We start from the raw sequence: 14,545 nt of genomic DNA, 5'->3' as shown, positions 1-14,545 counted from the left end.
AATAATTATTTAGTCCCACAATCTCAGAGGAGGAGCTCCTAGTGTCTGACTATATTTTTGAGCAGTTGTACATGAGATCTTCTATCGGGTTTGCAGTGGTTTCTACGAATGACGGGACTGTGCTCCAATCCAATCCGGCTCTTTGCGATATGCTTGGTTATAGTGAAGCTGAGCTTCTTCAGATTCGCTATCTTGATATTGTTTGTCCTGAAGATAAGCCGACCATTGATCATGACGATATCATAAACTACCTGCTGCAGAGTTCGGGAGCGGCATTTGATAAAGAAAAGCGACTCTTGTGCAAGGATGGCGGGATAATTTGGGTAGCGCTTCATATTTTCTTATTATTTCAGGAGAATACTCCTTCCTTTATGATGGTGGAAATGACAGACATTACGGACCGGAAGCTTACAGAGACTAAACTGCAGGAGAAACAATATCTGTACAATTTGATTACGCAGAATACACCGGATATGGTCTCTTTTGGTGACTTGGATGGAACGTTGCACTACGTGTCTCCTTCGATTGAGAAGTTGCTGGGATATCCGCCTCATGAAATGATTGGTAAAAAAAGACCGGAATATTATCATCCTGAGGACGCCTTAAAGATGAGGGAGCAAGGCAAGCTTTATTCAGATAGCGATGTGTTTACTCGCAGAGTACGACATAAAGACGGACATTATTTGTGGATTGAGAGTTCCTTTCAGGTGCTGCGCAATGAAGCGGGCGAGGCGGAGCAGGTAGTGACGATTGCCCGTGATGTAACGGAGCGGAAGAAGTATGAGGATATGCTGGCTAAATCACAGCATCTGGCCCAAATGGGTTCCTGGGAATGGGATTTAGTGAAACAGTATGCAACCATTTCCAAGGAAATGTGCCATATTTTTGGCTTTCCTGAATATAGCAGTAACCAATCTGTCTATGATCACGAGCTGATTCGTTCCGTCATTCACAAAGAAGATTACCAGAAGACTATTGAAGGGTTAACTTACTCTTTGGAGTCTGGAAAGAACGGCGAAATGGTATTTCGTATCAGAACCTCTTCGGGATTGCCGAAGATCATTGAGGCCCACTGGGAGGTAGTGGTAGATGAAGCAGGGAGATCTATCCGGATTAGCGGCATTGTACAGGATGTTACGGAACGCCATCAGATAGAAGAGCAGTTGAGGGATAGCGAGAAGAACTTTCGTCTGATCTCCGAGAATTCACAGGACTTTATTTTCCGCAGTACAGCTGATGAGCAACTTACTTATTTATATGCTTCTCCGATCTGCTTCACTATGTTTGGTTTTACGCCTGAAGAGATGGTGAAGACCAGTGGACAAGACTATATTCATTCCATGGATGCCGTTAGAGTTCAGGACTATATGCAGAGTTGTATGACGGGGCTGAAGCTTAAGCCAATAGTCTTCCGATTCTTGCGTAAGGACGGTTCTTATATATGGGTGGAAAGCACCCTCCGGTATATCTATACCGGAGAAGATGAGGTTCAGGAAGTTGTGGGCGTAACCCGTGACATTACCGAGCGCAAACAGTACGAAATGAAGCTTCAGGAAAGTGAAAATCGCTATAAATCCCTTTTTGAATACAATCCTTCGGCGATCAGCGCCATGGATTTGCTTGGACGTACACTCTCGGTCAACTCCAGTTTGCAGCAACTGACGGGTTACTCCCGTGAAAGCTTGTATCTGTCCTACTTTAGCGAAATTATTGATTCAGAAGTATTGGATGATGTGTATGAACGTTTCTGGAGTGCTGCGAACGGACAGGCCCAGATTTTCGACAGCAGGCTGATTCATCGGGAAGGACATCCTGTTGAGGTTAGTGTTATTTATGTACCTATTATGGTAAATAATCAGGTGGTAGGGGTATTTAGTATCACTAGCGATATCACCGAGCGTAAGCGTCATCTGGAGCAAATTGAGAAGCTAAGCTACGAGCATGCACTAATATTGAATTCGGTCACAGAAGGTATATTTGGTATTAACCTTGAGGGAACAACAATGTTTATTAACCCGTCAGCGGCAGTAATGTTGGGTTATGACCCCCGAGAATTGTCCAACAGCAGTCAACTGCATACCATTCAACAAACCTGGCTTGCTGGTGAGCCGTATCCTGGGCAGAAGTCCTTAATCCAGTCGCTTTCAGAGAGTCTCTCGTACGAAGAAAGAGAGGGCGTATTCTGGAGACAGGATGGCTCCAGTTTTTTGGTGAAATACCGGATGACACCCCTGTTTGATAACGGCATGCGCAAGGGTGCCGTAGTTGTTTTCAGAGATATTACCGAGGAGAAAGCCATTGTGCGGGCTAAGGAGTCTGCAGAACAGGCAGACCGGGCTAAATCAGAGTTTCTGGCTATCATGAGCCATGAGCTGCGTACTCCAATGAACGGTATTATTGGGATGGCTGACTTGCTCTCGGGCACAGAGCTTAATGATGAACAGCACTACTATACGCAGATTATTAACAAAAGTAGTGAAGCGCTATTACATATTTTGAATGAAGTACTGGATTTCAGCAAAATTGAAGCTGGCATGATGACATTGGAACAGCAACTGGTAGATCTCCGTTATGTAATGCAGAGTGTCAGCGATCTATTTTATCCGAAGGTAAAGGAAAAAGGGTTATTATTAAGCACTCACGTTGATCCTGATCTACCGGCATTAATTGTGACGGATGAGGCAAGATTACGCCAAATTCTGGTGAATTTAGTGGGGAATGCGGTTAAATTTACGGAGATCGGTACAATTCGCCTCTCAGTGAAGCTTGTATCAGCACAGGATTCAGGAAATCTGATCATTAAGTTTACAGTTAATGACACCGGAATTGGCATCCCACATGCAAGCCAGGGGCTGCTCTTCCAATCTTTCTCGCAATTACATCCTTCCATCAACCGAAAGTATGGCGGAACGGGACTTGGACTGGCAATCAGCAAGAAACTGACTGAGCTGTTGGGGGGCGCTATAGGTGTGGACAGCCGTGAAGGTGAGGGTTCGGAATTCTATTTCACAGTGCAGGCTTCTCATCCAGCCGAGGAACAGCGACAAGAGAAAGCAGTTAGAAATGATTATTCAGCGGACAAGGAGCGAACTGTTGCTGCGGAGATTTCCCCTGAAGGGAAATACGGACCTCTGTCCATTCTAATTGCTGAAGATCATCCTGTGAATCGTCAACTGCTATTGGCCTATCTAAAGAAGCGAGGTTACGTGGCCGATGTGGCCGTAAATGGCGAGGAAGCTGTACAAGCCGTGCTCCTTCATTCGTATGATCTTGTTTTTATGGATATTCAAATGCCTGTGATGGATGGTATTGAAGCAACGGGAATTATCCGTGAGCAGTGTGGGCTAAATCCTGTGATTGTGGCTGTCACGGCCTTTGCGGGGAAAGAGGATGAGGATATGTGTCTGCAAGCCGGGATGCACGATTTCATCTCGAAGCCGATTCAAGCTAATGAGCTGGATAGGGTCCTGAAGGAATGTTCGGTCCGCATCCGCAGATGAGTTGTTAAGGTCATATTTCGGATTGGAGTGGGTTTGTAATGGTATGGTTGATAAATTTTCTATTTGTTTTGTTGTATGGATTGACAACCTTGTTTGGTCTCGGTCCAGTCCTGTTCGCTGATGGCTCAAATAAAGAGCGTACTGTAACACTGGTTGTAGTCCTTCTAATCTACGTGGCCATCACAATATTACTGCGGATTGTGTTGAAGCGGCGAGGTAAGCATTGACAAATGGTTTTAAGCTTAATATATTTATAACGTTCGTAATTATTACGTTTTGAAATGAGTCAGCGAGAGGGTAACGATATTGCAAAAAATAAAACGCGGTGATTTCTTCATCATTCTGCTGGTTTTGCTGGCAGCCGCTTCCATCTATGGAGTCAAATTATACAAAAACCATAATGAGCATTATCAACAGGGTGATTTGCAGGCTATTATTACAGTGAATGGCAAAGAGTACAAGACCGTATCTTTAACTAAAGAAGAGCAGATTATCGATATCCAAACCAAATTTGGCCATAATACGCTTAAAGTATTCAATTATGGGATTCAAATGACATATTCCGATGCGCCGCTGCGAATTGCTTTGGAGATGGGCTTTATCTCCAAACCCAAGCAGCAGATTATTTGTATTCCAGCCCGCATCATGGTTGAGGTCTTCAATCCTAACAAGTCCGCAGATGACGAAGATGAGTTGGATGCGGTTATTTAGCAGTCTGAGCTGTAATCTGTAACTGATCCCATGCGGCAATGGAGTCAGGGCTCGTGTAAATGTAGGGTGTAGCTGGCTGAGGAATCGGCGTGATAGACTCTGCGGTGATTTGCATGATTTCTTGGCCCTTGTAATGCGCAATATGAAGCTTGCCCCGAACCTCTAGCCAGGTATCGGCTGGCAGGCTTATTTGTTTGCCTGGATCAACCATAATTCCAAAGGGAGCAGCATCTGCCGTACAACATTGCACCAGAAAACGGCTTACTGCAAACGTATTGTTTGCTGTTCCAGCTTCAGTAGGATAGAGGAAACCCGAGACAGCGATTTCTTTACCTTCAAATTGCTGCTTGTAGGTGTCAATAGCGCCGAAGATTTCGGAGAAAATGGCCGGATACACGGGAATGACAGGCTGAGCATACAGCTTCTTGGCCAGTTCGGCGAATTCTGTATGATAAGGATCGGTGGACTCGAAGGTCACATTATTCTTAGGCTCGGTGGATAAATAAGACAGCGAAATTCCTTTTTTGGCTATGGCCATGCTGCCCAAGGCTCGGTCAGGGAGAAGAAAGCCGAGTAATAGAGGGAGAAGAAACAATCCATATAGAACAACGCTTCTATGACCTGAGCGGGGGAGTCGATGGTCGCAGTCACATAATACGTTGCTTTTGCCGAATAATGCTTGTACGCTCAGGCTTAGCGCCATCAGCACCAGTGGCACGGGACAGAGCTTAACCCAGCGTGCCAGCTTGGGCGCTACATAATAATGCAGAGCATCCTGCTGGACCAAATGCCCGATGTAGAGGGCGAAGGCCAGCAGAATAACTGCGCGTAAACCATAGTGAATCCGGATGCTTCGGGAGTCATTCATCTTACTCCTCCTCTTACTTATTGTATAAAGAACCGGATTGTTACAGCCATACTGACACGAGCACGGCACCGATAAAAACGCCGGAGAAGATCAGAAAGAACAAATAGAGAGCGAATTTGGTCTTGAACAGCGCTAGCAGCATCAGTGAGTTTTTGAAATCGAGCATGGGACCAAGCACCATAAAGGCAAGCAGTGAGCCCGCTGGAAAAGTATGCAAAAAGGTCGAGGCAACGAAGGCATCTGAAGTAGAACAGAGGGAGAGGATAAAGGCCAGTCCCATCATAAACAAATAAGATCCAAGTGGCTTGTCACCTATAGCAATTAAACTATCACGCACCATAAACGTCTGGATGGCTGAGGTTAACAGGCAACCAATGATCAAATATTTGCCCATTTCAAAAAATTCATCAGAGGTATGCACGAAGACGGACGCCAGTCTTCCCCCGCGTGTACTGCGGTGATGCGTATCCTCACTCTCACGTTGGACGGACAGACGTATGGGTGATTTCTTCACAGTAGCATAGATAATCAGGCCAATGATGCAGGACACGCTGAAAGCAAGACCCATGCGGGCATGCGCCAGTTCTGGGTGGCTGCGAAAGGCGGTAAGCGTCGCCCCGTACACAACCGGATTCAGGATCGGTCCTGCTAAAATAAACACAATAGCGACGTATAGCGGCATACCCTTATGAATTAAGCGGCGGACAAGGGGGATCATTCCGCATTCGCATACGGGAAAGAGGATGCCGAGCAGGCAGGCGAACAGAATCGCTGGCACTGGCCGCCGCGGAATCCAGCGTGAGATCATTTCATCAGGTACAAACACCTGCAGCAGTGAGGATAGCAGTGCTCCGGCTAAGACAAACGGTAAAGCCTCCAGCAAAATGCCGATAAAGGCTGTTTTGAAGGTGTCAATATAGGCATTATCCAGCAGTTCCAGATGATGTGGCAGCCAAAGGACGCCGAGAATAATAAGGAAAGCAGTGGGAAGCAGCAGCGGCAATATTTTGAATGGAGATAAGGTTGTCAAAGCTGAAATAAGGCAGACCAACGTTCAAGGAGTATGGCCTCATTCAGATTTATACCGATGAACACCACATAAGGCGAACCGGGGTATCGTGAATCTTCCCAAGTCGTGCGCATGCCTGAATATTGGACAAGCTGAACCGGCTCTGGTTCTGACAGCTGAATATGCCCCTTGGCCCGCAGCAGGATGCCGTCCCATTCCTGAAAGAAAGCTTCAAGCCTTTCTCTGGAGAGCAGCCTTGCCCCAGATGGCGGAAAGGTCAAGGTTATGGCAGCCACTTGGGAGTAAGAGGCGTTATGTTTCTCAGGCGCTTCTTCTACAGCTATACTTCCTCGGTCGGAATTGATCCGTTTTAGTGGAGCTCCTTTGAAGTCATGGTGGGCACGTTGCGGAGCAGGGGCAGAGGGCTCCTGCGGGATGATTCCGGCTAGCAAAGGGTACAAATTGATTTTACTGTAATGCGTAAAGGCAATTTCGGCCGTTTTATTTTGCTTGCGGATGACTTTTTCAATTTTCCATAAGGTTTCTGGTTCTACGAGGTCACTTTTATTGACGACAATGAGATCGGCAGAGGTAAGCTGCTTGCGCAATGTATGGATAAGCTGTTTGTCAGCTGAGAGACGGCTGTTATATTCCAAGGCATTCTCAGCATCTAGTAGGGTGACAGAATAATGCAGCGTTAGTCGTTCCCTGAGCGGTGATTCCTGCAACAGTTTGATAATTTCCTCTGGATCAGCCACACCGGTAAGCTCGATGTAGATGGCATCCGGACGCCGTTTTAGCAGCGCAGAAAGACTGTCCGCAAGCTCCTCTTTGCGGCTGCAACAGACACAACCGTCCAGCAATTTCTCCACATTAGTACCAGTGTGCTCCTGCAAAATATACCCATCCACATCCCGCTTACCTAGCTCATTCATGATTACCCCAGGATTTAGACCTCTAGCAAAGCTCTCCTGTAGCAGGGTCAGCAGCAGGGTCGTCTTCCCACTCCCCAAAAATCCGCTCAATATAATTACCGGTATCTTCATTTCACACACTCCCGCCCCATTTAAAGATTCATATTTTCATAATTCCATCTATACGTAATTTGTCCGCCGGAAAGACCACAAATTTAAGAGAGTTATATTTCTCTGAAGAGCGGGGTTGACAGAGAGTAAGTAATACGTGTACGATATGTTAATCGTAAACATTACGATTAACATAAGGAGATGAGTAAAGTGAGAGTTATCATTACATTGGCGTGTACAGAAACAGGCGACCGTAATTACACCACTACGAAGAATAAGAGAAACCAGCCAGGACGAATTGAAATGAAGAAATATTGCCCGCGCCTGAAGAGAGTTACGCTGCATCGCGAGACTCGCTAAGAGCAGACCGCTACTGCTGTTAATCTAATAAGCGTAAGGAGCTAAAATAATGAAAAGAATTCCTGTTACCGTGCTCAGCGGATATCTGGGCTCCGGGAAGACAACTTTGCTAAACCATATCCTGCATAACCGTGCTGGCCTTAAGGTAGCTGTTATTGTCAACGATATGAGCGAAGTGAATGTGGACGCCAATCTGGTGAAGTCTGGAAATACCCTCTCCCGAACAGAGGAGAAGCTGGTGGAAATGTCTAACGGCTGTATCTGCTGCACACTTCGTGATGATTTAATTGTCGAGGTGCAAAAGCTGGCGGCAGAAGGGCGTTTTGATTATATTTTGATCGAATCCTCCGGCATCAGCGAGCCTGTTCCGGTGGCACAGACCTTCACCTATGCGAACCCCGAGTTGGACATTGACTTGACCATGCTCGCCCGATTGGACACGATGGTTACGGTGGTGGATGCAAATCGCTTCTGGCATGATTTCGCTTCGGGCGACACGCTGATCGATCGTAACCAGACGGCTGGCGAAGGCGATTTCCGCGACATTGTGGATCTGCTGATTGACCAGATTGAAACTTGTGATGTACTGGTGCTGAACAAATGTGATTTGGTGGACGAGCAGGAACTGAACAAGCTTGAGGCTGTATTGCGCAAACTTCAACCTACCGCCAAAATCATTCGTACCGTTAAAGGAATCGTTGATCCCAAAGAAATCCTGAATACTGGATTGTTCGACTTCGAGAGAACTAGTATGTCGTCCGGCTGGATTTCGGAGCTAGGCAAGGAGGAGCATACGCCGGAGACAGAAGAATACGGCATTAGCTCTTTCGTATACCGCCGCAGAACACCTTTTCATCCGCAACGATTAAGCTTCTTCTTCAGCAATTGGCCGGAAGAGGTAGTGCGGGCGAAGGGGCTAGTATGGTTGGCCGCAAAAGGTGACCTTGCAGCTACGATAAGTCAGGCCGGACCTTCCATTCAGTTTGGACCCGCAGGCTATTGGCTGGCTACGATGCCGGAAGATCAGCAGCAAGAGGTGTTGGACAGCGAGCCTGATGTGAAGGCGAAATGGGATGCTCAATGGGGCGACCGCATCAATGAGGTTGTGTTCATCGGTGTCAGCATGGATCGTACCGATATTGAGGCGAGATTGGATAGATGTTTGCTGACTGAGGAAGAAATGCAGCAGAATTGGAGCAAGTTTAACAATCCGCTCCCTTGGCCTGCTGAGGAACTGCTGGCAGCAGCCCAGGAATAGGATGCTGGTATAGATATCTGTTGATTAAAAGACGAGTAGACCGGAATCCGTGGACCTCAGATTCCGGTTTTTCTCTCTTGTTTATTTCTCGAAGAAGCAGGTGCCATCCACAGAAGGTCGGATGGCTGAGTCTAAGTGGGATTATTTAACACGAATTACTGCTGCTAACATCAGTCGTACATCAAGTAGAGATAAATTAACGTGAATTTATGCCTCTATTTCAGCTCATAATAGTTGATTACTGGGATATTGAGGAAATTAACGGCATTATTTGTAGTTAATCAGATAATTACAGATGAATCCAACGATTTAGCAGCATGAAATGCTGTTAAATTATCCCCTCACAGAAGTCTCGCTTTTCTTCAAATGTTGGATGGGATTATTTTGTCATGGGGTTTACAAATCGTAATGATTACGATAAGATCATAAAAGTAAATACGTAATGATTACGATTTAAACAATCGCAGAGACAGAAGGGAAGTAGCCTGACCATGGTTTTGTCATCGATGCGAAATGTTGTGTTTGGTTACGGGAATGAGCCTGTAATTGATAACCTATCGCTTGATATTCATACGGGACAGTTTATCGGGATTACCGGTCCGAACGGCGCAGCCAAGACGACACTGCTGAAGCTTATGCTCGGACTGCTGCGGCCGTGGAGCGGAACCATTAGCCTGAATAAGGAACTGGAAGATAACGGGAAGCTCGTAATCGGATATGTACCGCAGCAAGTGTCTTCATTTAATGCTGGTTTCCCCAGCAAGGTAATTGAACTGGTTCGCTCGGGTTGTTATTCACGGTTGGGCTTGTTCAGACGGTTTACAGCGGAGCAGGAGCAAATTGTGGAACGCAGCCTTAAGCAGGTCGATATGTGGGAATTTCGGAACCGCAAAATCGGGGAGCTATCCGGCGGCCAGAAGCAGCGGATCTGCATCGCCCGCGCACTCGCGCAGCAGCCACAGGTGCTGGTGCTGGATGAACCTACAACAGGTATGGATCTAGCGAGCCGCACAGGTTTTTATCAATTGATGCGTCACTACGTCAGCCAGCACGGACGAACGGTAATTATGGTAACACACGGTTTGGAAGAGACAAATTCCTATCTGGATTCCGTAATCAGTCTGGAACGAAAGGAGAACGAAGGCTGGAAATGTTTAGTTACGAATTCATGCAGCGTGCATTTTGGGCCGGAGGGTTAATTGGAATCATTGGCCCACTGCTCGGTGTTTACCTTATGCTTCGCCGTCAGGTGTTAATGGCGGATACACTCTCTCATGTTTCACTCGCCGGAGTGGCTCTTGGTTCTGTGCTGCACTTGAATCCGGCACTTAGCGGTTTCGCTGTAGCTGTAATCGGCGGGATCGTCATTGAACAGCTTCGCCGTTCTTATCGTACATACAGTGAGCTTCCGGTAGCTATTATTATGACTTCCGGCTTGGCGCTGGCGGTTGTGCTGATGAGTCTTAAACAGAATTTAAGCAAAAGCTTCAGTTCCTATCTGTTCGGCTCCATCGTAGCAGTGAGCAATATACAGCTGCTGATTATTGCCATCGTAGCTGCTATAGGTCTGGCTTTCTTTATTGTGCTGCGCAGACCACTGTACAACCTGACTTTTGATGAAGAAACGGCCAGTATCAGCGGCGTGCGTGTAGGTCTGTTATCCTTTTCTTTTGCTGTTCTGACCGGGATGACTGTTGCTGCAGCGATGCCAGTTGTTGGTGTCCTGTTGGTATCTGCGCTGATTGTCCTGCCAGCTTCGATTGCTCTGCGTGTAGCGTCCGGCTTCACTGCTGCCATCTTGATCTCGATCGGTGTAGGACTCATCGGAGTCTTCAGCGGTCTGACTGCATCGTATTACATCAATACACCACCTGGAGGTACTATTTCTCTCATTCTGCTTACCTTCCTGCTAATCTCTATTGCCGTGCAGAAGCTGATCCGTTTAAAGAATCGTCGCAACATCCATAAACCTATATAAAGAAAGGGAGTTCATATTACACATGAAACTTCGTATCCGTCATCTTGCTATTCTGTCTCTGTCTTCCCTGTTGATTGCCGCTGGCTGTGGTAATAACAATAATAACGCAACGACCAATGCCTCCAACGCAACCAATGCTCCAGCGGCAACAACAGAAGTTCCTTTGGCTCCTGTAGCTGAGAAGTTGAACATTAAAGTCAGCTTTTATCCAATGTACGAGTTCACTAAGAATGTAGCTGGTGATCTGGCTGATGTTGAAGCCATGATTCCAGCGGGCATCGAGCCGCATGATTGGGAGCCTACCGCACAAGATATGGCCAAAATTACTGCTGCCGATATCCTTGTATATAACGGAGCCGGGATGGAAGGCTGGGTAGACCAAGTGCTGGATAGTGCGTCTGACAGCAAATTGGTTGCTGTGGAGGCTAGCAAAGGCCTGCAGATTATAGATGGTTTTGAAGAGGAAGAAGAGGCGCCAGCTGAAACTAGCAATGCCAATGCCAAAGCAGACGAACATGAACATAGCGGATTGGACCCACATGTATGGCTGGACCCAGCACTGGCCATACAGGAAGTGCGTATCATTGAAGGAGCATTGTCTGCAGCCGCGCCTGAGAACGCTGAAGCATTTACAGCAAATGCTGATACTTATGTAGCTAAGCTGGAACAACTTAATCAAGAGTTCAAGGATGGTCTAAGGGATACCAAGCGGAAAGATTTCATTACCCAGCATGCCGCATTCGGTTATCTTGCCAAGGAATATGGCTTGACCCAAGTGCCAATTGCGGGTCTGTCTCCAGAACAGGAGCCTTCCGCTGCGAAAATGGCTGAAATTGTGGATTTTGCCAAAGCGCATGACGTGAAGACTATCTTTTTTGAAACGCTGGTATCCTCCAGTGTAGCAGACACGATCGCCAAGGAAATCGGCGCTAAGTCAGCTGTGTTGAACCCGATCGAAGGGCTGACTGACGAGGATCGTAGCAACAATCTTGATTATTTGGGAATTATGCGCCTGAACCTTGAAGCACTCAAATTAGCGTTGAACGAATAGGATTACCAATAATAACACGAATTAGCGAATATTAAACCTGCGGGAAGGTGGATCACAACTTGGCTAAGAAATCTAAAGTAATCAAAGAATTAAAGAGACAGGCACTGGTTGCGAAGTATGCGGAAAGAAGAAAGGATTTGAAGGCGAACGGGGATTATCTGGCACTACAAAAGCTGCCCCGAGACTCCTCGGCAACCCGGCAGAAGAATAGATGTCAGGTTTCCGGCAGACCGCGCGGTTATCTGAGCAAATTCATGATTTCCCGGATCGTCTTCCGTGAGCTGGCCCATAAAGGCCAGATTCCCGGCATCACTAAGTCGAGCTGGTAAGCGCTGAGTTGTACTTGGAAAGAATAGGAACGGCTGATTCCCTTAACTCAGGGAGTCGGTCGTTTTTTCTTGTATTATCTTTCCTATGCTTATAGCAGACAGTGAATTATCATAATAGAAACGCGGTTTATAAGGAGGGGAAACCCATGTCCAAGAATATTGAAGAGATTACGTTGAATACTTGGCCTGCGGAACAAAGTGTTTTGCTGGATGGCTGGGTGCTCCGTTCGGCATCGGGGTATACGAAGCGGGCCAATTCCGTCAATCCGTTATATGAAACTGCTGAATCCGGCAATAACATTCTAGCAAAGGTGAAGTTGGCGGAACAGTATTATGAGGGAGCCGGTCTGAAGCCAGTATTCAAAATCACACCCTACATTCATCCGGCAGACTTGGATGAGATTCTGGTAGAACGCGGTTACCGGCAGGTCGAACCTTCATCCGTAAGGGTGTTGGATCTGGAAGGTTTGCCTGTTCCCGATTCTCGGTATGTGGTTCAGGTGCAGGATGAGCTAAGCGAAAGGTGGTTGGAGATTTTCGCTGAATTCACGGAATTGTCGGCAGTGAACCTAAATACACTGCGCAGAATGTTATCAGCGTCTCATTTGAAGCAAGGTTATGCTTTTGTATTAAAAGATGGCATGCCAACCGCCTGCGGCCTAGGGATTATTCAGCACGGGTATTTAGGGCTCTATGATATTGTCACGGCTCCAGCCCATCGAAGACAGGGAATGGCCGAACAGCTGCTGCTAGGGATGTTTCGGTGGGGCCGGGCGCAAGGCGCGAAGACATCCTTTCTACAAGTTGTGCTTGCTAATTATGGAGCCGCTGCTCTGTATGACAAGCTCGGTTTTGAGGAGATTTATCAATACTGGTATAGGGTCAAAGGTTAGGTAGTACGTAGGAGGGAGAGCGTATGTCAGAATATTGGAGTCAGAGATTTACGCAGGAGGGTATGATCTGGGGAAGTGAGCCTAGCCCTACAGCTCTCTTGGCAAGAGATATATTCCGGCGGCATCAACTGAAGTCTGTGCTGGTTCCTGGTGCTGGATATGGTCGGAATACCAAGGTATTCTCGGAAGAGTTCCAGACTTACGGCATTGAATTAAGCCAGGCTGCATTGGAAATGGCAGTAGACTGGGACCCAATGAGCTGTTTTATTGCCGGTTCTGCCTTGGATTACAGACTGGATAAGCAAGTAGATGCTGTTTATTGCTACGATGTGTTGCATTTATTTCTGGAGGAAGATCGTCGCAGACTGATCGCTAATTGTCTGGAGCAGCTTCGTCCCGGCGGACTGCTGTTTTTCACCAGTTTTTCGGATGAAGATTCCAATTTTGGCTGCGGAAGATTTCTGGAGCCTGGTACCTACGAATACAAAGAGGGGAAATTTGCCCACTTTTTCAGTGAAGCCGATTTAAGAGAGCATTTTGCCGGGACGGAAATCTTGGATACAGGATCTCAGCTGGAAACTTTGCGGAGTCCGCAAGGCGCCACCCATACATACATACTCAGAACTATCATTGCACGGCGGGCACTTTAAATGGGCAGGGTTGGCACAAAATCCTGAAGTCTCAGGAATCGTACCTGCCTTGTTTTTTGGCCTTTTTCTTGTTGTTAAACGTACTTTCCTTGAGTGGGGACAGCGACTTCCTTGAAATTCTTACATAAATGAGCTAGCTGCTTGGGTAGCTCAGCATCAGACATAGGAGCTCCGTGCCCGGTTAGAGCAATTTTGGGATCGAGCAGAGCAAGTTGACGAACCGACTGCTCCGCCTCATCCCAGTCTGTGGTGAAGTAAGCGGGTGGGCCGTGAACAGCCTGCTGCTGGGTCACAACGGCGAATACCGATTCCTGTTTGACAGTGATAAAAGCGTCGCCAGCGATCAATACCTTATCCTCAGCACGAAAAAGTGAGATATGCCCTGGGCTATGCCCCGGCGTATGAATATAGTGCCACCCCTCCATCCCCAGAATGCTTCCATCCGCTGGCAGCGGAATCACCATAGGACCAAGGTCAATGCCGCGATGCGGATATAAAGGTGACACTGTTACCATCAGCCCCCCCGCCTACCGAAGGATCAGCTGGAGGATAATCCTCTTTACCGGTTAGGTACGGAAGCTCCAGCGGATGGGCATAGATGGGAACATCCCATTTCTCCACAAGCTCTTTCAGCGTCCCAACATGATCAAAGTGACCATGCGTCAAGACAATGGACAGTGGAGGTTTTCCGAAACGTTCCTGTGCCGTATTTAAAATGCTGCTAGCGAACTGGCCAAGTCCAGTATCTACCAGAATCCATTCTTTTGAGGGCAGACCTACATAAGCAAGATTGACGAACAAGGTGCGAAGGCCAACAACTTGGGGAGCCACCTCCCACATGTCCGTAAAGCCGGAAGCGATCATGCTTCTATGTTCCATATTGCTCCTCCTGTATTCCTTAATTTCTTAAGGA

Annotated in this window: 14 protein-coding genes and 1 pseudogene; 11 read left to right on the top strand and 4 right to left on the bottom strand. The window is 47.1% G+C overall.

Translation table 11 applies throughout. The features are described 5' to 3' along the window. Positions 1-41: 41 nt before the first annotated feature. The 3 genes from GJB61_RS07560 to GJB61_RS07550 all read left to right on the top strand — a co-directional run bounded on the left by GJB61_RS07560 (position 42) and on the right by GJB61_RS07550 (position 4,211). The gene (locus GJB61_RS07560) at positions 42-3,500 is read left to right on the top strand and encodes a PAS domain S-box protein (protein WP_154117860.1); all 3,459 of its coding nucleotides are present in this window, start codon (positions 42-44) and stop codon (positions 3,498-3,500) included. Between the two features lie 38 nt (positions 3,501-3,538). Further along, complete coding sequence (locus tag GJB61_RS07555; protein ID WP_154117859.1) at positions 3,539-3,727, top strand: DUF6954 family protein; 189 nt, start codon at positions 3,539-3,541, stop codon at positions 3,725-3,727. Between the two features lie 79 nt (positions 3,728-3,806). Then, a complete protein-coding gene (locus GJB61_RS07550) occupies positions 3,807-4,211 on the top strand; it encodes a NusG domain II-containing protein (protein ID WP_154117858.1) in 405 nt (134 codons plus the stop codon). Here GJB61_RS07550 and GJB61_RS07545 read toward each other — a convergent pair. The 3 genes from GJB61_RS07545 to GJB61_RS07535 are packed head-to-tail and all read right to left on the bottom strand — an operon-like array spanning position 4,204 to position 7,134. After that, positions 4,204-5,079: a TIGR03943 family putative permease subunit gene (locus GJB61_RS07545; protein ID WP_154117857.1), complete on the bottom strand. Its 876-nt coding sequence runs from the start codon at positions 5,077-5,079 to the stop codon at positions 4,204-4,206. The two genes, GJB61_RS07550 and GJB61_RS07545, sit on opposite strands and share 8 nt — an antisense overlap. 40 nt (positions 5,080-5,119) lie before the next feature. Beyond that, the gene (locus GJB61_RS07540) at positions 5,120-6,109 is read right to left on the bottom strand and encodes a permease (protein WP_154117856.1); all 990 of its coding nucleotides are present in this window, start codon (positions 6,107-6,109) and stop codon (positions 5,120-5,122) included. Next, positions 6,106-7,134 carry a CobW family GTP-binding protein gene (locus tag GJB61_RS07535; protein WP_154117855.1) on the bottom strand — a complete coding sequence of 343 codons (1,029 nt, stop codon included), beginning with the start codon at positions 7,132-7,134 and terminating at the stop codon, positions 6,106-6,108. Before GJB61_RS07535 ends, GJB61_RS07540 begins: the two co-directional genes overlap by 4 nt. Positions 7,135-7,323: 189 nt before the next feature. Between GJB61_RS07535 and rpmG the strand changes: the two genes are divergently transcribed. The 8 genes from rpmG to GJB61_RS07495 all read left to right on the top strand — a co-directional run bounded on the left by rpmG (position 7,324) and on the right by GJB61_RS07495 (position 13,632). Beyond that, positions 7,324-7,473, top strand: a complete 150-nt coding sequence (rpmG, locus tag GJB61_RS07530) for a 50S ribosomal protein L33 (RefSeq protein ID WP_338115701.1) — start codon at positions 7,324-7,326, stop codon at positions 7,471-7,473. Between the two features lie 49 nt (positions 7,474-7,522). Next, positions 7,523-8,731, top strand: coding sequence for a GTP-binding protein (locus GJB61_RS07525; protein WP_154117853.1), 1,209 nt, complete (start codon positions 7,523-7,525; stop codon positions 8,729-8,731). 491 nt (positions 8,732-9,222) lie between these two features. Further along, on the top strand, positions 9,223-9,930 hold the full coding sequence (locus GJB61_RS07520) for a metal ABC transporter ATP-binding protein (RefSeq protein WP_154117852.1): 708 nt from the start codon (positions 9,223-9,225) through the stop codon (positions 9,928-9,930). Continuing rightward, positions 9,876-10,709 carry a metal ABC transporter permease gene (locus GJB61_RS07515; RefSeq protein ID WP_154117851.1) on the top strand — a complete coding sequence of 278 codons (834 nt, stop codon included), beginning with the start codon at positions 9,876-9,878 and terminating at the stop codon, positions 10,707-10,709. The genes GJB61_RS07520 and GJB61_RS07515 overlap by 55 nt, the downstream gene beginning before the upstream one ends. Before the next feature lie 22 nt (positions 10,710-10,731). Next, positions 10,732-11,760, top strand: a complete 1,029-nt coding sequence (locus tag GJB61_RS07510; RefSeq protein ID WP_154117850.1) for a metal ABC transporter substrate-binding protein — start codon at positions 10,732-10,734, stop codon at positions 11,758-11,760. Positions 11,761-11,819: 59 nt separating this feature from the next. After that, positions 11,820-12,089, top strand: coding sequence for a 30S ribosomal protein S14 (gene rpsN, locus GJB61_RS07505; RefSeq protein ID WP_154117849.1), 270 nt, complete (start codon positions 11,820-11,822; stop codon positions 12,087-12,089). A 146-nt stretch (positions 12,090-12,235) separates the two neighbouring features. Further along, positions 12,236-12,982: a GNAT family N-acetyltransferase gene (locus tag GJB61_RS07500; RefSeq protein ID WP_154117848.1), complete on the top strand. Its 747-nt coding sequence runs from the start codon at positions 12,236-12,238 to the stop codon at positions 12,980-12,982. Positions 12,983-13,005: 23 nt separating this feature from the next. Then, positions 13,006-13,632, top strand: coding sequence for a class I SAM-dependent methyltransferase (locus tag GJB61_RS07495; RefSeq protein WP_154117847.1), 627 nt, complete (start codon positions 13,006-13,008; stop codon positions 13,630-13,632). Between the two features lie 74 nt (positions 13,633-13,706). On the opposite strand, the pseudogene GJB61_RS32520 reads toward GJB61_RS07495, so the two are convergent. Continuing rightward, positions 13,707-14,511: pseudogene (locus tag GJB61_RS32520) on the bottom strand (MBL fold metallo-hydrolase). Positions 14,512-14,545: the final 34 nt, after the last annotated feature.

It is taken from the genome of Paenibacillus monticola (genome assembly GCF_009664975.1).
GTDB classification, from domain to species: Bacteria; Bacillota; Bacilli; order Paenibacillales; family Paenibacillaceae; genus Paenibacillus_AQ; species Paenibacillus_AQ monticola.
The sequence above is the reverse complement of the archived record's forward strand: the minus strand, read 5'-3'. Positions and strand labels throughout refer to the sequence as shown.